This is a genomic window from Phenylobacterium sp. (genome assembly GCF_035309685.1).
GTDB lineage: Bacteria > Pseudomonadota > Alphaproteobacteria > Caulobacterales > Caulobacteraceae > Phenylobacterium.
In genome coordinates this window covers 41,206-58,916 of the sequence record NZ_DATGEX010000049.1, presented here as the reverse complement: position 1 = coordinate 58,916, position 17,711 = coordinate 41,206, and the positions used below count along the sequence as shown (strand labels likewise).

Below are 17,711 nucleotides of genomic sequence, written 5' to 3'. Positions count from 1 at the left end.
CCTAAGCCTCCTCGTCGTCGCCGCGCTTCACGAGTTCGGCCGCGCGGGTGAGCTGTTCGGGGGTGATCTGCTGGGTGTTGACGAGCGCCATCAGCATGGCCTCGCCGGAGCCGCCGAACATCCGCGACACCAGGTCCTTCAGCGCCGCCCCTGTGGCCCGGTCGCGGCTGACGGCCGCCTCGTAGGTGAAGGCGCGGCCCACCTGGGTGCGGCGCACCTTCTTCTTGCGCAACAGCACGTTCAGCATGGTCTGGACGGTGGTGTAGGCGAGGTCGGAGCCCAGGCGCTCCTGCACGGCGGCGACTGGGCTGGGCCCCGCGGTCCACAGCACCTGCATGATCTGCAGCTCCAGCGGGGTGAGGACGCCGCTCGCCTTGGCCCGGGAAGATGTGGTCACGCCTGTTCTCCTAAATCGTTCGGAGATGGTCGCGCGCCAAACCCGGGCTGGCAACTAAACTTTTAGTAGGAATTCGGCTTGGACGCCGTCAGTCGATGGAGGCGGGGTCGAAACGCACCTTGGGCTCGGGGCAGGTCTTGACCGCCTCGACCCGGGTGTCGCGCATATTGCCGACGTAGCATTGGTCGAGGATCGAGCAGTAGCAGGCGCGGAAGGTAAGGCCGGTGATCAGGCCGGCCAGGCGGTCTCCGACATCGGTTCCGCGCGGCGCGCCGAACGTCACCATGGTCTCGCCGGGCCGCATAACCGTGCGGTCGGTGATCTCGTAGTGGAAGCCGTGCGGCAGTTCGCGGCGGAAGTCTTCGGGGGTCGGCCCCAGGCCGCAGCAGTGGCGCAGGAGGTCGGCGCCCGAACGCATGGCTTGGCCCTTGAAGAACACCTCAAAGCTTTGCAGCTTGGCCGGGCCCACGCCGCCGTTGATGGCGCCGAAGGCCGCGAACTGATGGCCCTCGCCCTCGCTGTATTCGTTGCTGAGCATCAGCTTGACGAACGGCCAGGAGCTGGCGGCCACCAGGTCGCGCTCGGTGCGGCCGTGCTCGATGGCGACGGCCAGCGACACCGCCGAGATGAAGATCGCGGAGAGCGCCAGGATCAGATCGAACCAGCGGTGACCCGTGTGGCGCGGATGGGCCTCGATGTCGTCGGGGCCTGAGCTGATCGGGCTGTGCGGCATGGGCAAGCTCTAGCATGCCGCCCCTGCGGCTGGAATCAGGCGGGCGCGGACTTTGCCGCCGAGGTTTGCCGAGCCGAGGCGAGCTTCGGCGCCGGGGCGCCGGCCTTCGGATCGGCGGGCTTGGCGACCAGTGGCATGCCGCATTCCGGGCAGGCGCCCGGCGCATCGAACTCCTTGCCGTCGGCGGCGCAGCCGCAGGGCGGACAGACGTATTTCTGGCCCGGCTTGGGCGGCGAGGCCGGCGCCTGGGCGGAGGCGGCGCCGACGGCGGCGCAGGCGCAGGCGACGCCGAAGAAAGCGCCCTGCAGGATGAACCGGCGGGAAGCGAGGGTCATGGCGGCTCCGTGAGGTCAGGGAAGGCGCATGCTGCGCGCGCCCGCGGTGGCGCGAAATGACTTTTACCGGGCGAAAACGGACTCAGTGGCCGGTGAGCGTCACGCCGCCGCCGTCGGGCAGGCGGGTGTCGCCGCCGTTCAGCGCCTTCTGCATGTGGACGATGTCGACCCAGCGGCCGTGCTTGAAGCCGACGCTCCGGCCGACTCCGGTCTGCTCGAAGCCCAGCGACCGGTGCAGGCCGATGGAGCCGGCGTTTTCGGTGTCGCCGATCACCGCCATCAGCTGGCGGATGCCGAGCGCCTCGCAGGCCTCGATGACCGCCGACAACACGGCGCGGCCGATGCCTTTGCCCTTGGCGTCGGGGGAGACATAGACGCTGTCCTCCAGCGTGTAGCGGTAGGCGGCGCGGGGACGGAAGGGGCCGGCATAGGCGAAGCCCAGCACGCGGCCGTCGATCTCGGCGACCAGGTAGGGCAGGCCCTTGTCCTGCACGGCGCGGCGGCGGCCATCCATATCGGCGGCGGTCGGCGGCTCTTCCTCGAAGGTGCCGAAGCCGTGCAGCACCGCGTCGCCATAGATCTCGGCAAGCGCGGCGGCGTCGGTCTCGGTGGCGGGTCTCACGATCATGACTTCTCCCACGCCTTCTCCAGCGCCCAGACGGCGAAGGCGTAGTCGAGCGCGATCTCCTTGAGGAAGTCGAAGCGGCCCGAGGCGCCGCCGTGGCCGGCCTCCATGTTGATCTTGAGCAGCATCGGGGCGCCGCCGGTCGAGAAATCGCGCAGCTTGGCCACCCACTTCTCCGGCTCCCAGTAGGTGACGCGCGGGTCGGAAAGGCCGCCGGTGGCGAGGACCGGCGGGTAGGGCTTGGCGGCGACCTGGTCGTAGGGGCTGTAGCTGGCGATCAGATCGTAGGCGGCGGCGTCCTCAAGCGGATTGCCCCACTCCGGCCACTCCGGCGGGGTGAGCGGCAGCGTCGTGTCGCTCATGGTGTTGAGCACATCGACGAAGGGCACCGCGGCGATGATCGCGCCCCAGAGGTCGGGCCGCAGGTTGGCGATGGCGCCCATCAGCATGCCGCCAGCCGAGCCGCCGTAGGCCGCGATCCGGCCCTTGGCGCCGTAGCCTTGGGCGGTCAGGTGCTCGGCGCAGGCGATGAAGTCGGTGAAGCTGTTGGGCTTCTTTTCCTTGCGGCCGTCGAGGAACCAGCCCCAGCCCTTGTCCGAGCCGCCGCGCACGTGGGCGTTGGCCCAGATCCAGCCGCGGTCGACCAGGCTGAGGTTGCGGATCGAAAAGCCGGGATCGAGCGGGATCCCGTAGGCGCCGTAGCCGTAGAGCAGCAGCGGCGCCGTGCCATCCAGCGGCGTATCCTTCAGCATCAGGACGGTGATCGGCACCTCTTCGCCATCGGCCGCCTTGGCGTAGAGCCTGCGGGCCACATAGCGGGCCGGATCGTGGCCCGAGGGGATTTCCTGGGTCTTGCGCAGGGTCCGCGCGCGGCTGGCCATGTCGTAGTCGTAGGTCTGACGGGGCGTGGTCGGCGACTGGTAGACGAAGCGCAGGGTCGTGGTGGCGTACTCGTAACCGCCCTCGATGTGCAGGGCGTAGGCCTCCTCGTCGAAGGCGATCTCGTGTTCTTCGCCGCCCCCTGCTTGGCTAGGGTGGGCGGTGACGATCAGGCGGTCGAGCGCGTTGACCCGCTCGGCGCGGACCAGATGGCCGGCGAAGGCCGCGAAGCCGGTGATGTAGCGGCCGGGCTTGTGCGCGATCCAGTCGGTCCAGGTCGCCTTGGCGGGAACCGCGGCCGGGCTGGTGGAAAGCTTGAAGTCCACCGCGCCGTCGGCGTTGGTGTGGATCACCCAGCGGTCGGTCCAGTGGTCGAGGTTGTACTTGACGCCCACCTGCCGCTGTTCGGCGACGACCGGCTGGGCGGTCGGGTCGGCGGCGGGGATCAGCCAGCTTTCGGTGGTCTCCTGGTTGCCGACGCCGATGACGATGTGGCTGTCGTCGGAGGTGACGCTGACGCCCAGGAACATGCCGTCGTCGGCTTCCTCGTAGACCAGTATGTCGTCGCCGCCCTTCCCATCCTTGCTTGGGCGAGTTGGGCGGCGGAAGACCTTGGCGGGCCGGGCGTTTTCGTCGCGCCAGATCCAGAACAGCCACTGGCTATCCGGCGAGAAGGCCAGCGATCCGTAGGCGCTCTCGGCCGGAGCGCCGAGCTCTTCGCCGGTCGCCAGGTCCTTGACCCGGATCGTGTAGTACTCGGAGCCCTGCTCGTCGGCGGCCCAGGCATAGAGGGTGTGGTCGGGGCTGTGGCTGGCCGCGCCCACCTGGAAGAACGGCTTGCCCTTCGACAGCGCCTCCTCGTCCAGCAGTATCTGCTCGCCGTCAGTTTTTCCTTTGGGACGCCGCGCGTGGATCGGGTGCTGGGCGCCGAGGTCATAGCGGACGTAGTAGTCCCAAGGGCCGTCCGGCGCGGGGACGGAGCTATCGTCCTCCTTGATGCGGCCCTTCATCTCGCCGAACATTTCGGCCTGCAGGCCTTCGGTCCCGGCCAGCATGGCCTTGGTGTAGGCGTTCTCCGCGCCCAGGTGCTCGCGGACGTCGGCGCGCAGGGTCTTGGGGTCGCGCAGCACCTGCTGCCAGTTGTCGTCCTTCATCCAGGCGTAGTCGTCGATCCGCACGCGGCCGAGCTGTTCGATGCGCTTGGGGTGTTTCTGGACGACGGGAGGCTTTGGCGTGCTCATGCGGCGCTAGATGCCGTCCAGGCGGGCAGCTGTCCATTGTGGTCAAGGCGCGACGCCATGGCGTCTTGCGGAAAAAGTGCGTTCCGATTCACTGTACGGCAATCGAGCTCGCGCAATCTCACGACGCGAACGGCATCAAGAGAGTTGGGAACCGGCGACCATGGTCATGGACCTGTCCGCGCAGATGATGCAGGCGACCGTGCAGCTGGAGCAGCCGCTCGGCGACGGGACGCGGACGGTAGGCACCGGCTTTCTGATCACCGAGACCACCCCGGACGGCAAGCCGCACACCATCCTGGTCACCGCCAACCACGTCTTCGACAAGATGCCCAAGTCGAACGCGCGGATCGGCTATCGCTTCGCCAACGCCGACGGCAGCTGGAGCTATTCGCCGCAGAGCCTGAAGATCCGCGACGCCCAGGGCCATCCCCTGTGGACGCACCATCCGTCGCGCGACGTGGCCGCGATCGCCATCACCGCGCCGGCGGCCTTCACCAAGGCGGCGATCCCGGAAGACTACCTGGCGGCCGACGACACCTTCTCCAAGTACCAGGTGGGCGCGGGCGACCAGATGATGACGCTGGGCTTCCCGCGGGGGCTTGCGGCCAATTCGGCGGGCTTCCCGATCCTGCGCGCCGGCCGCGTGGCGTCCTATCCGATCGCGCCGGCCAAGATCTTCCCGACCTTCCTGCTCGATTTCTCGGTGTTCCCCGGCAACTCCGGCGGGCCGGTGTTCATGAGCGGCCCGGCGCGCCACACCGCCGCCGGCGACAACGGTCAGAGCAGCCAGGACGTGGAGTTCATCGCCGGGCTGCTGACCCAGCAGGTGGAGTTGAACAGCGAGCGCCTGGACATCGGCATCGTCACCAACGCCCGGTTCATCCGCGAGACCATCGCGCTGATCAAGGACCCGGCGGCCCCGGTCACCGAGGTGGCCAGCCAGGAGCCGATCTCCGGCGCCAAGGCGGCCTCCGCCGAGGAAGCCGCCCGGCCGGAATAGGGCGTCCTAAGCGCCGTAGACGATCGAGATCGTCTCGGCGACGCAGGCGGGCTTGTCCTCGCCTTCGATCTCGATGGTGCATTCGTTCTTCAGCTGCATGCCGCCGGCCTTGGGCTCGGCGCCGATCAGCTTCTGGCGCATCCGCACCCGCTTGCCGACGCGGACCATGTTCACGAAGCGCACCTTGTCGGAGCCGTAGTTGATGCCCCGGGTCACGCCCTTCACCGGCAGCATGCCCTGGCCCAGGAACGGGATCAGCGACAGCGTCAGGTAGCCGTGGGCGATCGGGCCGCCGATCTCGCGGGTGGCGCGCTCCACGTCGACGTGGATCCACTGATGGTCGCCGGTCGCCTCGGCGAACATGTTGACGCGCTCCTGGGTGATCTGGACCCAGTCCGAAACGCCCACCTCCGTACCGATCAGGCCGGGCAGGTCTTTGATCTCAACCGGGTTCATTGTTCGCTCCCTCTTGGATTGGCTTGGCTGCCAACCGATCTAGCATCTGCCGGACTGCGAGCAAGCGGGATGGGCGCGGGCGAACCGCAGGGGACCTCGATCATGGCCGACTTCATCTTCCTCATGCACGAGGCCGCGCCCGCCGATCCGGCCGCCTGGGAAGCCTATCTGGGCCGGCTGAGCGAGCGGGGCGTGCTGCGCGGCGGCTCGGCGATCGGGCGCGGGTTCTGCCTGAAGAAGGATGGCCCGGCGCCGCCGATCAGCAGCCACATCGTGGGCTATCTGCGGATCGAGGTCGACGACATGGCCGCGGCCCAGGGCCTCCTGGCCGGCAATCCGGTGTTCGAGGCCGGCGGCGTGATCGAGGTGCGCGAGCTGCCCAAGGGGCTCGGCCCGGCGCCGGACTAGGCGATGCGCGCGCCGTCCTTGGCCCAGTAGGCGTCGCGGATCAGCCGCTTGTAGAGCTTGCCGGTGGCGTGGCGCGGCAGCTCGGCCATGAAGTCGATGACCTTGGGCGACTTCACGTGGCTGAGGTGCGCCCGGGCGTAGGCCATCAGTTCGGCGCGCAGATCGTCGCCGGCGTCGGCCCAGTCCATCGGCTGGATGACCGCCACGACCTTCTCGCCCATCTCCTCGTCCGGCGCGCCGACAACCGCGGCGTCGGCGACCTTGGGGTGGCCGATCAGCACGTTCTCGAGCTCCTGCGGATAGATGTTCACCCCGCCGGAGATGATCATGAAGCTCTTGCGGTCGGTGAGGTAGAGGTAGCCCTCCTCGTCCAGCCAGCCCACGTCGCCCAGCGTCGTCCAGCCGTGCTGGTTGCGGCTCTCGGCGGTCTTCTTGGGGTCGCCGTGGTATTCGAACTGGCCGCCGCCCTCGAAGAAGACCAGACCTTCGCTGCGCGGCGGCAGCACATTGCCGTCTTCGTCGCAGATCTTCACCTGGGCCATCAGGCCGCGGCCGACCGAGCCCTTGTGGGCCAGCCACTCCTGCGAGTTGATGATGCAGAAGCCGTTGCCCTCGGTGCCGGCGTAGTACTCGTGCACGATCGGGCCCCACCAGGCGATCATCTGCTCCTTGACCGGCACGGGGCAGGGGGCGGCGGCGTGGAACACCGCCTTGAGCGAGCTCATGTCGTAGCGGGCGCGATCCTCCGGCGGCAGCTTCAGCATGCGCACGAAGTGGGTCGGCACCCACTGGGCCGAGGTGATCCTGTACTGCTCGATGAATTTGAGCGCGTCGGCGGCGTCGAAGCGCTCCATCATCACCACCGTGCCGCCCATGGCCTGCACCGCCGTCGACCAGCCGAGCGGGGCGGCGTGATAGAGCGGGGCCGGCGACAGATAGACGGTGTCCTCGTTCCAGCCGTAGAGCGCCATCCCGAGGTTCGCGAGCGGGTTGGGCTGGTCGATGGCGGTGTCGGCCGTCCCGTCCGGCGCGATCCGCTTGACGCCCTTGGGCCGTCCGGTGGTGCCCGAGGAATAGAGCATCGGCCGCCCGGCGCTCTCGTCGGCGATCGGCGTCGTCGGCATGGCGGCCCGAGCGTCCTCCAGGCTTTGGAACGGCCCCTTCGCGCCGCCCACCATGTAAAGCGCCACGCCCGGGATCGACGGGGCGACAGCCAACGCGGTTTCGGCGGTGGCGACGGAGGCCACGAACACCTTCGCCTCGCAGTCCTTGACGATGTACTCGACCTCGCCGGTGGTCAGCTTTGAGCTGAGGCAGGTGTAGCGCAGGCCCGAACGCTGGGCGGCCCAGATGAGCTCGTAGTAGCGCGGGTGGTTGTCGATGAAGAAGGCGACCGAGTCCCCGGTCTGAAGGCCCAGGCTGCGGAACAGGTGCGCGCCCTGGTTCGAGCGGGCCTCAAGCTGGCCGTAGGTCACGGTCTCGCCGGAGTAGGCCATGATGAAGGCCGGCTTGTCCGGGTGGGTCTTGGCGTGCGCCGACGGATGCATGGTCTCACTCCCGTTGGGGCCGCCTCTCGCGGGCCGCCGCCAACTTATCTTTGTTCAGGCGCTATAGCGGGCCTTGACCTACCGTCCGTCAAGGCGGCGGCATGGGCCTGAAAAACGGACATGAAAAACGGGAGAACGCCATGGCCGCCGCGCCGACCTTCGAGACCCTGCTCTATGCCGTCGAGGACGGCGTCGCGACCATCACGCTGAACCGGCCTGAGAAGCTCAACGCCTTCAACACTCAGATGATGCGCGACATGATCGCCGCCTTCGACGAGACCGACCGCGACGACAAGGTGCGCGCGGTGATCGTCACCGGCGCGGGCCGCGCGTTCTGCGCCGGGGCGGACCTGTCAGCCGGGGCCCAGACCTTCGACTATTCGAGCCGCGCCGGCGCGGGCCAGGCCGATCTGGAGGCGCGCACCCGCGAGGGCCGGCAGCGCGACGGCGGCGGCCTCCTGACCTTGCGTATCTTCGACAGCTTGAAGCCGGTGATCTCGGCCTGCAACGGCGCGGCGGTCGGGGTCGGGGCGACGATGCAGCTGGCCATGGACATCCGGCTGGCGTCCACCGAGGCGCGCTACGGCTTCGTGTTCGCGCGGCGAGGGTTGAACCCTGAGGCGGCATCGTCCTGGTTCCTGCCGCATCTGGTGGGCGTCCAGACGGCGCTGGAGTGGTGCTACACCGGCCGCATCTTCCCGGCGCAGGACGCCTTCGACGCCGGCCTGGTGCGCTCGCTGCACGCGCCGGACGACCTCCTGCCCGCGGCCCGCGCGCTGGCCCGCGAGATCGCCGACAACGCCGCCCCCGTCTCGGTGGCGCTCACACGCCAGCTGATCTGGCGCAACGCCGGCGCGGCGCATCCGATGGACGCCCACCGCGCCGACAGCCGCGGCATCCAGGCGCGCGGCAAGTCGGGCGATGCGCGCGAGGGCGTGACCTCGTTTCTGGAAAAACGCCCCGCCGCCTTCCCGGACAAGGTGTCCAGCGACCTGCCGGACATCTGGGATCACTGGCAGGCGCCGGATTTTCGGTGAGATCACCCGCTTAGGCTGCAGGCGCCCAGGTAGAGGGCTCGGCGCTTACTCGGAGAAACCGGTTCTTTGAACTCAACAGCCTGTTTCGATCTCGATTTTCTGCCTGTTACGCTGAAATAACCTCTATTTGTGTGCTTGTGTTGGGCATAAAGTCCAGATAAGCAACGCGCTACTGATGTTGTGAATCAACTCAGCGCCCTCGACGGCGCGCTTCCTATGGAAAACAAGAATGGATGAGAAGTCGGAAGTCATCGAGATGACGGCGGATATTGTCTCCGCCTATGTGGGCAACAATTCCGTTACGGCAGCTGACCTGCCCGCGCTGATCCAGAGCGTGCACCGGGCGCTGAGCGGTATCTCCTCGGGCGGCGAGACCGCCGAGGTGGCGCCGAAGGAGCCGGCGGTGCCGATCCGCCGCTCGATCACGCCCGATTTCCTGATCTGCCTGGAAGACGGCCGCAAGTTCAAGTCGCTGAAGCGGCATCTGCGCACCAAGTACAACATGAGCCCTGAGGAATATCGCGCCAAGTGGGGCCTGCCGAAGGACTATCCCATGGTCGCCCCGAACTACGCCAAGGCGCGTTCGGACCTGGCCAAGCAGATGGGCCTCGGCCAAGGCGGCCGCCAGGCGCCGCGCAAGAAGCGCTAGGCCTCAACACCCGGTTTCGAGTTCGGGACGCCCGCCGGCTTCGGCGGGCGTTTCCGTTTGTGCGCCCCGCCTCGATGCTCATCGATTCATTTGTGCACGCATTGCGCGAATTCGGCCCGCGTTAACCCTTTTCCGCTTGCCGCCGATTCGTCACATCGGCGATAACTGATTCGTTGTGAATCCAACCGGTTGTCGGGGCATCTGCACATGGCGGCGCAGATAGGGGCTCCCGGTGCGGCAGTACGCGCACACGAGGAACTCTTCGCCTATTGGGCCTCTTTGCGGGATGGCGCCCGGCTGCCTGGACGGGCCCATCTGGACCCGGGCGGCATCAAGCGCCTGCTGCCGACCATCAGCCTGATCGAGGTGACGGCGGACCCGCGAAGCGCCGCGGCGGACTTCCGCATGCGGCTGGCCGGCACCGGACTCTACGGCGTCTATGGACGCGAGATCACCGGCAAGCGGCTTGGCGACATCTACAACACCGCCGCCGCCGACTACTGGCGGGCGGAGTTGGGCAAGGTGGTCGCACAGAAGCGCCCGGCGGTAGGCGTGCACAGCCTCGCTTGGCGCGGCGCCTCGCACCTGTCGATCCTGTGGCTGCGCCTGCCGCTGGCCTCCGACGGCCAGCAGGTGGACATGATCCTGGGCTTCGACGCGGTGGTCGGCATGAGCCAGGGCGTCAGCGGCATCCGCGCGGCCTAGCTAGACCCGGACTTCCGCGTCGCGGCGGATGCGGGCGACCATCGAGGCCAGGCCGTTGGAGCGCTGTTGCGACAGCGCGCCCTTCAGGCCCAGGGTTTCGAAGGCGGCCGGAGCGTCGAAGGCCAGGATCTGCTCGGGCCGGCGGCCCGAGAACAGCCGCAGCACGATGGCGATCAGGCCGCGCACGATGTGGGCGTCGGAATCGCCGCGGAAACGGATCGTCCCGTCGGCCTGAGGTTCGCTGACCAGCCAGACCTGGCTCGCGCAGCCGCGTACCTTGTTGGCGTCGGAGCGCTCGGCGTCGGTCAGGGGCGCGAGGTCCTTGCCCAGGTCGATGACGTAGCGATACCGCTCTTCCCAGTCTCCCAGCACCTCGAACTCGGCGGAGAGCTCGGCGAGTTCGTCGTCTATTGCGGACATGGTCGCGACTTAGGCGCAGGCGGGCGCCCGCGCAACCACGACTAGGCGCGTTTCAACCGCACCCGGGCGGTCATCCCCTTGCCCGGCGCCGAGGTCAGCATCAGACGCGCGCCCATGGCGCGGCAGGTGAGCTCGCAGATCGCCAGGCCCAGGCCCGCGCCTTCTGTGCGGCGGACGAGCGCATTCTGGCCCTGCTCGAAGGGCAGCAGCAGGCGCGGCAGGTCGGCCGGGTCGACGCCCTCGCCGTCGTCCTCGACCAGCACGTCGACGTGCCGCTCGCGGACCTGCGCGCGCAGGCGGACCTCGCCGTCGTCGGGGGAGAACATGGCGGCGTTCTGCAGCAGGTGGCTCAGCACCGTGCGCAGGCCCCAGGGGTCGGCCAGCACCAGGGGCAGTTCCTCGGCCTCGACCACGACGGGGCGGACACCGCGGACGAAATCGGTGGCCGACGACGCGATGGCGGATTCGAAGGCCGGCTCCAGGGCCTCAGGCCCGACCTCGAGCTCGACGCCCTCCAGGCGGCCGATCTCCAGCACCTGGTTGACCAGGCGCAAGAGCTTCTTGCCGCTGCCGCGGATGATCTCGGCGTATTCCTTGTATTGCGGGGCGCCCAGCGGGCCGTAGAGCTCCGCCGAGAGGATCTCGGAGAAGCCGAGGATCGAATTCAGCGGCGTGCGAAGCTCGTGGCTGACCAGCCGCAGGAAGGCGCGTTTCTGGTCCTCCAGGGCCGCGATGCCGCCGGTCCTGCGCCTGCGGCGCGCGGCGGCGTCGGGCGCTGGCGGCGCGGTCGCGGGGTCGGCCTCTGGCGGCATAGGAGGCGCTGGGCCCTCGTTCCAAGAGGCGCCATTTTCGCCGCCGCCGCTTACGATTTCCTTTCGCAAAGCGGTCTTGCCTGTGGAGCAACTATCGCCCGCTGGGCGAGCAGACTTACTTGGACTCACCTTGGACGCTAAACTGTCCGACCATGTCCGGCGCACAGATCATCCAGGTTTGCCCCTGACCAGTCCCAAACGACGGCCGCGCCCCCGCGCGGCCACCGCCGCGGGACGGCGCTTCGCCGTGAGCTGGCACCTCGCGTGGACGCTGGTCGTAGGGCTGAGCGCCGGCGCGCTGGCGCTGGGCGGGACCGGTCTGCCGCCGGCCGAACTCGCCGCCCTGGGCGCGATCGGCGCGGCCGGCCTGGCCGGGGCTATGCTGGCGCAGGCCGGCGGGGAGACCGGGGCCTTCGGCGCGATCCTGATCTGGGCGCTGGCCGGGGGATCGGCCGCGCTGCTCACCGGCGGGACGGCCGGGCCGCTGGCCGCCTGGTGCCTGGCGCCGCTGGCGGCGAGCGCGGCGCTCGGGCGGCCCAAGCTGCTGGCGCTTGGCGCCGCCGCCGGGGTCGCGGCCGCAGCCGTGGCCGCGATCGGCTCATCGATCCTGCTGCTTCCCCTGCCGCCGCAGGCGCTGACACCCTGGCTCAGCCTGCTGGCGCTTGGGACCACCGGCCTGGGGTTCGCGGCCGGCCTGGTGGCCCTGCAGGGCAAGGTGCGCGGCGAGGACGCGCGGGCCCGCGAGGCGGAGCTGAAGCTGCGCGAGGCGCTGGACCACCAGCCGCAGCTGCTGCTCAGCGTCTATCCGGGCGGACGGATCCTGGAGGCCTTCGGCGAGGCGCCGGTCGGCCTGGAGACCCGCGACCTGCCCAACCGCAATCTGGGCGAACTGGTTTGCGTCGACGAGCGGACCGGCGTCGAGGACGCCCTGATCCGCGCCGCCGCCGACGGCTCGGCCGAGATCGCGTTCACGCCGGCCCACGACGCCCAGGGCTGGTGCGTGCTGACCGTGCGCCGGATGGGCCCCAAGCGGCTGGTCGCCGCGCTCCGCGACGCGCGGGCCCAGAAGCGCCGCGAGCTGGAGCTGGACGAGGCCCGTCTGGTCGCCGAGCAGCAGAACGCCGGCAAGTCGCGGTTCCTGGCCAATATGAGCCACGAGCTGCGCACGCCGCTCAACGCCATCATGGGCTTCTCCGACATCATGCGGCAGCGGCTGTTCGGGCCGATGTCCGACCGCTACTCCGAATACGCCGACCTGATCCACGAGAGCGGTGCGCACCTCCTCGAACTGATCAACGACGTGCTCGACATGTCGAAGATCGAGGCCGAGCGGTTCGAGCTGGCGCGCGAGGACTTCGACGCCCGCGACGCCATCGCCGCGGTTCTGCGCCTGATGCGCGGCCAGGCCGACCGCCAGGGCGTCAGCCTGCGGGGCGAGCTGTCGTCGGAGTCTCTGGAAGCCGAAGCCGACCGGCGCGCGATCAAGCAGATCGCCTTCAACCTGATCTCGAACGCGCTCAAGTTCACGCCCAAGGGGGGATCGGTGACCGTCTCGGTCCATCCGGTCGGCGAGGTGCTGGAGATCGTCGTCGCCGACACCGGCGTGGGGATCTCGCCGCAGGACCTGGCGCGGCTGGGCCGGCCCTACGAACAGGCCGGCGACGCGGAGCACCGCGCGGCCGGCGCGGGCCTGGGCCTGTCGCTGGTGCGCGCCTTCGCCCGCCTGCACGGCGGCGACATGACCATGGAAAGCGCGCTCGGCGAGGGCACGACCGTCACGGTGCGGATGCCGGTGCTGGTCCAGCCCGAGCCCGTGGCCCGCGCGGCCGAAGCCTAGCGGCCGAACCTAGCGGCCCGACGCCTGCAGGAAGGCGCGGCCGGCGGCGAAGTCGCCGACCTCGATATAGGCGCGCCGCGTCACGTCGCCCGGGAACAGGAAGTCGACCGCCACGGACTCGCGCGGGTCGAGGTTGGCCAGTTCCTGCGAGGCGGCGTCCGGGAAGCGGAACGCCCAGCCGGAAGCGGCGCCTTTCGGCAGCAGATCGGGTCCGGCCGGCGCGCGGGCGGCGGCGGCATAGGCCTTCTGCGCCAGCGGCGGCGGCAGGCGCTGGGCGAGCGGCAGGCCGGCGGTCGAGCCGGTTCCGTAGCGCGCCAGATAGGGTTGCGCGCTGCGGGCGCCGTCACGGAGCACCAGGCGCGCGGCATAGGGCTCGGCGCCGTCCGCGAAGCGGGCCACGGCCACCAGGGCGCCGGGGCCCTCCTTGCCGATCAGGCCAAAGGCCATGCGGTCGGCGCCGAACGCCGTTTCCTGCGACAGCTGCCAGCGGGCGCCGCGGTAGATGTTGCGGTCGGCCTGCCAGCCAGCGACGTCGCCGGCGTAGGTCAGCCGCGTCATCTTCGCGAAGCCTGAAAAGGCGCTGCGGACGCGGGCGGCGGCGGTCTGGATGTCCGGCGAGCGGCAATCGGCCGTGGCGGCGCGCGCATGGGCCGTGCGTTCGGTTTGGCGCAGCACCTCGCCCGGGGTTCCGGCGCGCAAGGCCGCGCCACGCGCCTGCGCGGTCGCAGCGGCGAGCGCCGCGCCGACTTCCGGGGCGAACAGTCCGCAGCGCTGATCCGCCGCCGACATCACCGCGCGCTCGTAGAACAGGTCCGCCGGTTGCGCGTGCGCAACGGCGGGCGAAAGGGCCAGAGCCCCCCACAACAACCCCATCCACCGAGACGCCGGCTTCGCGCTTCTGCGCGAGCTTTTCATGCGTCTTCTTTCGCTATGGTCTTGCGACCAGCCTGCGGAGTAGCGCAGCTAGCGTTGCCACTCCGTTAGCGAGGCCGGAACAAACCCTTAAATGCTGCTCTCCACCGACATCTGGGTCTCGGCCCTGATCCGCAGGGCCGAGCTCTCGGGGGCCTTTGGCATGGTGATCCGCAAGGGCGACGCACGCGCCGGCGCGGTGCTGGTCAAGGTGCTGAACCGCCCCGAAGGCACCGCCAAGCTCTATGCCGAAGCGACCCGGCTCGACGGCGAACGGGTGTGGATGCAGCCGGCCAATTCCGAGCAGGAGCGCGACCTCGACGCCTATATCGAGCGCGCCGTCCGCGTCGACCCGGACGTCTGGGTGGTGGAGATCGACGACCGCCAGGGCCGCCACTTCCTGACCGAGCCGGTGGAGAGGGGCTGAGAAACTTAAGGTTTTTCGCCGGTTAACCCCCTTCGTGAACGGGCGCGAAAGCGTGCCTGTGCGACAAGGGCGACATGCTCTTCCTGCTCAACGATGTTGTGCTGCGCCTGGACGGCGTGGCCATGGACGCCAAGCTGGACGGCCAGCGGATGCAGCGGCTGAGCTTTCCGGCGATCCTGCGCATGGGCCAGGAGCTGTTCGCCCGCGAGCCGCTGCTGCACAGGACCAATCCCGAGCGGGCGCGAAGGCTCTGCGCGCTGATCACCGCCAAGGCGCCGATGATCAACGCCGCCCTCTTCGTCGCCCCCAAGCTCGACTGCTCGCCCGCTGAGGTGACGGTGCGGTTCGTCGCCTGTCAGTTCGAGGTGATGGCCGAACTGCACACCCTGCAGCGCGACGGCGGCCTCGACGCGGTGATCGCCGACCGCAAGATCTGGCGACGGCTGGCGGCCTAGGGGCGCCTTGTGCTTTGCTCCGGCAAGGCGCCGGAGGCCCCGCCATGGTCGACAAGGTCACCCCCTTCCTGATGTTCCAGGGCGATGCGGTCGCGGCGATCGCGCGCTACCGCGAGCTGTTCGCGGGCGCGGAGGTCAGGCATCTGGAGCACTATGGCGCCGGCGAGCCGGGGCCGCAGGGGCAGGTGCGCCGCGCCACCCTGGTGCTGGCGGGGCAGGAGCTGATGATCTTCGACAGCCCGGTGAAGCACGCCTTTTCCTTCACGCCCTCGATCTCGATGTTCGTGGACTGCGCCGACGAACTGGAGATCGAGCAACTGTTCGCGGGGCTCTCCGACGGCGGCGAGGTCAGGATGCCGCTCGAGAACTACGGCTTCTCCCTGCGGTTCGGCTGGGTCGACGACCGGTTCGGGGTGTCCTGGCAGCTCAATCTGCCGGCCGCCTGACGGTCAAAAGCCGGCGCAGGCGCGCAAGGCGGCCATCGCCGCCGCAAGGTCGTGGTCCGACAGTCGTCCGGCGCGGCGCACCACGCGATCAACCTCGATCGTCGCGATTTTGCTCGCACGGATAAGCGATTCAGCGGGAAGGCCTGCCGAAGTCAGGTCCGCGATAGCGGCGTCGCCTGTCAGGCGCCGACCGCGGTCCGTCGTGATCATCACCACCCAGAGCCGATCAAGCTCGTCGCCCACCGCCGACGCCGAGACGACCAGCGCCGGCCGCCGCTTCTCCGCAAGCTTGTCGCTGTAGGGGAAGGGAACCACGACCACATCGAAAGTGGCGAAGCTCAAAGGTCTTTGTAGGCGGCGTCGTCAGCCGCGCTGTTCCATTCGGTGAAGGTGGCGAAGGGATCGTCATCCTCCGCAACGCCAGCTACCGGCGCCTCCTCTTCAATCTCGATCTCTCCGGCGCTGATCAGGTTGGGCTGACGCGTGATGTCGCCCTGCATGCGCAGACTCACTCCGCCGCGGCGCACACGCGCGATCACGGCATCAAGGTCTCGCACGAAAAACTGGTTTGCCGCCTTGTTGTGCTGGGGGTCGACGGCGCGGTCGGCGAGAATGTAGTACCCATCGGCGTTCCGCATCGGCGTGAACACCTCGACGCGGCCGTCGGGGAGTTTGCGGCGGCGAATGAGGTTGGCCATGTGCATCCTCTTGCAATCGAAGATGAAAATAATCCTTATTTTTCCTTGCGTCAAACCTCTTGGAGTTGCTAATCGCCGCAAATGACCACTTCCCTCGCCGCTGAGGCCGCTCGCCGCCGCACCTTCGCGATCATTTCGCACCCTGACGCCGGCAAGACCACGCTGACCGAGAACCTGCTGCTGGCCGGGGGCGCGATCCGCGCGGCCGGCCAGGTGCGGGCGCGCGGCGAGAACCGGCGCACGCGCTCGGACTGGATGAAGATCGAGCGCGAGCGGGGGATTTCGGTCTCGGCGTCGGTCATGACGTTCGACCACGCCGGCCTGATGTTCAACCTGCTGGACACGCCGGGCCACGAGGACTTCTCGGAGGACACCTACCGCACGCTGACCGCGGCCGACGCCGCGATCATGGTGCTGGACGCGGCCAAGGGGATCGAACCGCAGACGCTGAAGCTGTTCGAGGTCTGCCGTCTGCGCGACATCCCGATCGTCACCTTCATCAACAAGATGGACCGGGAGGCGCAGGACCCCTTCGCCATCCTCGACGAGATCGCGAGCAAGCTGGCGCTGGACCCAGCCCCGCTCTACTGGCCGGCCGGCTCCGGCGGCCGCTTCAAGGGCATGCTGGACCTCGCCCGCGACCAATTCATCCCCTTCGCCAAGAAGGGCGGCGGCCCGGCGGGGCAGGAGGACGGCCATCCGGACGCCTTGCCGCTCAAAGGTAATTCGATCTCGAATTATCTCGACCCTGACGAGCTTTCCGAACTGACCGACAGCGCCGAACTGGTGACCGGCGCGTCGAAACCGTTCGATGTCCAATCGTTTCTCGAGGGCCACATGACGCCGGTGTTCTTCGGCTCAGCGCTGCGCCACTTCGGGGTCGACCAGTTGCTGGAGGGGATCGGCGCCTATTGCCCGGCGCCCAAGGCGGTGGCGGCGGTGAAGGGCGGCGAGGCGACGAAGGTGGTCCCCGGCGACAAGGAGGTCGCGGGCTTCGTCTTCAAGGTCCAGGCCAACATGGACCCCAACCACCGCGACCGGATCGCCTTCCTCAAGCTCTGCTCGGGCCAGTTCACCCGCGGCATGAAGCTGAAGGTCCAGAACACCGGCAAGCAGCTCAGCGTCAACGCGCCGATGATGTTTTTCGCGTCGGACCGCGAGCTGGCGGAAGACGCCTTCGCCGGCGACGTGATCGGCATCCCGAACCATGGCGTGCTGCGCGTCGGCGACAGCCTGTCCGAGAGCGGGACCTTAAGGTTCGCGGGTCTGCCCAACTTCGCGCCGGAAATCCTGCAGCGGGTGCGGGTCAAGGATCCCCTGAAAGCCAAGCACCTGAAGAAGGCGCTGGAGAGCTTGGCGGAGGAGGGCGTGACCCAGCTGTTCCGCCCGACCATGGGCGCGGACTTCATCGTCGGCGCCGTGGGCCAGCTGCAGTTCGAGGTGATGGCCGATCGCCTGGCCAACGAGTACCAGCTGGAGGTGATCTTCGAGCCCAGTCCCTATGCCGAGGCGCGCTGGACCCTTGGCGAGAAGGCCGATCTGGAAGACTTCACGGGCAAACACCGCATGCAGATGGCCACCGACATCGACGACCAGCCGGTGTTCCTGGCCAAGACCGCCTGGGAGACCGGCTACGTCGGCGAGCGCTATCCCAAGGTCCGCTTCGAGCGGTCGAAAGAACGGGCCTGAGGC

Annotated in this window: 22 protein-coding genes; 10 read left to right on the top strand and 12 right to left on the bottom strand. The window is 68.8% G+C overall.

Annotation, left to right across the window (positions count from 1 at the left end; translation table 11 throughout):
* Position 1: 1 nt before the first annotated feature.
* The 5 genes from VKQ35_RS15920 to VKQ35_RS15900 all read right to left on the bottom strand — a co-directional run bounded on the left by VKQ35_RS15920 (position 2) and on the right by VKQ35_RS15900 (position 4,210).
* Entirely contained in the window at positions 2 to 397 is a 396-nt protein-coding gene (locus tag VKQ35_RS15920; protein WP_324363356.1) for a BlaI/MecI/CopY family transcriptional regulator, read from the bottom strand.
* 88 nt (positions 398 to 485) lie between these two features.
* Positions 486 to 1,130: a hypothetical protein gene (locus VKQ35_RS15915; protein WP_324363355.1), complete on the bottom strand. Its 645-nt coding sequence runs from the start codon at positions 1,128 to 1,130 to the stop codon at positions 486 to 488.
* A gap of 35 nt (positions 1,131 to 1,165) precedes the next feature.
* Positions 1,166 to 1,465: a heavy metal-binding domain-containing protein gene (locus tag VKQ35_RS15910; protein ID WP_324363353.1), complete on the bottom strand. Its 300-nt coding sequence runs from the start codon at positions 1,463 to 1,465 to the stop codon at positions 1,166 to 1,168.
* An 82-nt stretch (positions 1,466 to 1,547) separates the two neighbouring features.
* Entirely contained in the window at positions 1,548 to 2,093 is a 546-nt protein-coding gene (locus tag VKQ35_RS15905; protein WP_324363351.1) for a GNAT family N-acetyltransferase, read from the bottom strand.
* A complete protein-coding gene (locus VKQ35_RS15900; protein WP_324363349.1) occupies positions 2,090 to 4,210 on the bottom strand; it encodes a S9 family peptidase in 2,121 nt (706 codons plus the stop codon). Before VKQ35_RS15900 ends, VKQ35_RS15905 begins: the two co-directional genes overlap by 4 nt.
* Positions 4,211 to 4,376: 166 nt before the next feature.
* Between VKQ35_RS15900 and VKQ35_RS15895 the strand changes: the two genes are divergently transcribed.
* Positions 4,377 to 5,210 carry a trypsin-like peptidase domain-containing protein gene (locus VKQ35_RS15895; RefSeq protein WP_414692355.1) on the top strand — a complete coding sequence of 278 codons (834 nt, stop codon included), beginning with the start codon at positions 4,377 to 4,379 and terminating at the stop codon, positions 5,208 to 5,210.
* Between the two features lie 6 nt (positions 5,211 to 5,216).
* On the opposite strand, the gene VKQ35_RS15890 is transcribed toward VKQ35_RS15895, so the two are convergent.
* Positions 5,217 to 5,666, bottom strand: coding sequence for a MaoC family dehydratase (locus VKQ35_RS15890; protein WP_324363345.1), 450 nt, complete (start codon positions 5,664 to 5,666; stop codon positions 5,217 to 5,219).
* A 69-nt stretch (positions 5,667 to 5,735) separates the two neighbouring features.
* Here VKQ35_RS15890 and VKQ35_RS15885 point away from each other — a divergent pair, with 69 nt between their 5' ends.
* Positions 5,736 to 6,074, top strand: a complete 339-nt coding sequence (locus VKQ35_RS15885) for a hypothetical protein (protein ID WP_324363343.1) — start codon at positions 5,736 to 5,738, stop codon at positions 6,072 to 6,074.
* Here the strand turns inward: VKQ35_RS15885 and VKQ35_RS15880 are convergent.
* Positions 6,071 to 7,621 (bottom strand): acyl-CoA synthetase, encoded by a 1,551-nt coding sequence (locus VKQ35_RS15880; protein WP_324363342.1) that lies wholly within the window; start codon positions 7,619 to 7,621, stop codon positions 6,071 to 6,073. The two genes, VKQ35_RS15885 and VKQ35_RS15880, sit on opposite strands and share 4 nt — an antisense overlap.
* A gap of 140 nt (positions 7,622 to 7,761) precedes the next feature.
* Here VKQ35_RS15880 and VKQ35_RS15875 point away from each other — a divergent pair, with 140 nt between their 5' ends.
* The 3 genes from VKQ35_RS15875 to VKQ35_RS15865 all read left to right on the top strand — a co-directional run bounded on the left by VKQ35_RS15875 (position 7,762) and on the right by VKQ35_RS15865 (position 10,012).
* On the top strand, positions 7,762 to 8,658 hold the full coding sequence (locus VKQ35_RS15875; protein WP_324363339.1) for a crotonase/enoyl-CoA hydratase family protein: 897 nt from the start codon (positions 7,762 to 7,764) through the stop codon (positions 8,656 to 8,658).
* Positions 8,659 to 8,887: 229 nt separating this feature from the next.
* Positions 8,888 to 9,307, top strand: coding sequence for a MucR family transcriptional regulator (locus VKQ35_RS15870; RefSeq protein ID WP_324363338.1), 420 nt, complete (start codon positions 8,888 to 8,890; stop codon positions 9,305 to 9,307).
* A 207-nt stretch (positions 9,308 to 9,514) separates the two neighbouring features.
* On the top strand, positions 9,515 to 10,012 hold the full coding sequence (locus VKQ35_RS15865) for a PAS domain-containing protein (protein ID WP_324363336.1): 498 nt from the start codon (positions 9,515 to 9,517) through the stop codon (positions 10,010 to 10,012).
* Here VKQ35_RS15865 and VKQ35_RS15860 read toward each other — a convergent pair whose 3' ends face one another.
* The gene (locus VKQ35_RS15860) at positions 10,013 to 10,432 is read right to left on the bottom strand and encodes a SufE family protein (protein ID WP_324363334.1); all 420 of its coding nucleotides are present in this window, start codon (positions 10,430 to 10,432) and stop codon (positions 10,013 to 10,015) included. It abuts the gene before it with no gap.
* Positions 10,433 to 10,473: 41 nt separating this feature from the next.
* On the bottom strand, positions 10,474 to 11,244 hold the full coding sequence (locus VKQ35_RS15855) for a HAMP domain-containing sensor histidine kinase (protein WP_324363332.1): 771 nt from the start codon (positions 11,242 to 11,244) through the stop codon (positions 10,474 to 10,476).
* Between the two features lie 247 nt (positions 11,245 to 11,491).
* Here VKQ35_RS15855 and VKQ35_RS15850 point away from each other — a divergent pair, with 247 nt between their 5' ends.
* Entirely contained in the window at positions 11,492 to 13,081 is a 1,590-nt protein-coding gene (locus tag VKQ35_RS15850) for a HAMP domain-containing sensor histidine kinase (protein WP_324363331.1), read from the top strand.
* A gap of 9 nt (positions 13,082 to 13,090) precedes the next feature.
* Here the strand turns inward: VKQ35_RS15850 and VKQ35_RS15845 are convergent, their stop codons facing one another.
* Positions 13,091 to 13,954, bottom strand: a complete 864-nt coding sequence (locus VKQ35_RS15845; protein ID WP_324363329.1) for a hypothetical protein — start codon at positions 13,952 to 13,954, stop codon at positions 13,091 to 13,093.
* Positions 13,955 to 14,087: 133 nt separating this feature from the next.
* Between VKQ35_RS15845 and VKQ35_RS15840 the strand changes: the two genes are divergently transcribed.
* From VKQ35_RS15840 to VKQ35_RS15830, 3 genes are all read left to right on the top strand, one after another.
* Entirely contained in the window at positions 14,088 to 14,420 is a 333-nt protein-coding gene (locus VKQ35_RS15840; protein WP_324363327.1) for a DUF1491 family protein, read from the top strand.
* Positions 14,421 to 14,494: 74 nt separating this feature from the next.
* Positions 14,495 to 14,875, top strand: coding sequence for a hypothetical protein (locus VKQ35_RS15835; protein WP_324363325.1), 381 nt, complete (start codon positions 14,495 to 14,497; stop codon positions 14,873 to 14,875).
* A 44-nt stretch (positions 14,876 to 14,919) separates the two neighbouring features.
* The gene (locus VKQ35_RS15830) at positions 14,920 to 15,321 is read left to right on the top strand and encodes a VOC family protein (RefSeq protein ID WP_324363323.1); all 402 of its coding nucleotides are present in this window, start codon (positions 14,920 to 14,922) and stop codon (positions 15,319 to 15,321) included.
* Between the two features lie 3 nt (positions 15,322 to 15,324).
* On the opposite strand, the gene VKQ35_RS15825 is transcribed toward VKQ35_RS15830, so the two are convergent.
* Together VKQ35_RS15825 and VKQ35_RS15820 are read right to left on the bottom strand one after the other, a co-directional pair.
* Positions 15,325 to 15,663, bottom strand: a complete 339-nt coding sequence (locus tag VKQ35_RS15825) for a type II toxin-antitoxin system PemK/MazF family toxin (protein WP_324363321.1) — start codon at positions 15,661 to 15,663, stop codon at positions 15,325 to 15,327.
* Positions 15,660 to 16,019, bottom strand: coding sequence for a hypothetical protein (locus VKQ35_RS15820; RefSeq protein ID WP_324363319.1), 360 nt, complete (start codon positions 16,017 to 16,019; stop codon positions 15,660 to 15,662). The genes VKQ35_RS15825 and VKQ35_RS15820 overlap by 4 nt, the downstream gene beginning before the upstream one ends.
* Positions 16,020 to 16,100: 81 nt before the next feature.
* Here VKQ35_RS15820 and VKQ35_RS15815 point away from each other — a divergent pair, with 81 nt between their 5' ends.
* Positions 16,101 to 17,708, top strand: coding sequence for a peptide chain release factor 3 (locus VKQ35_RS15815; RefSeq protein WP_324363317.1), 1,608 nt, complete (start codon positions 16,101 to 16,103; stop codon positions 17,706 to 17,708).
* The last annotated feature ends 3 nt before the right edge of the window (positions 17,709 to 17,711 follow it).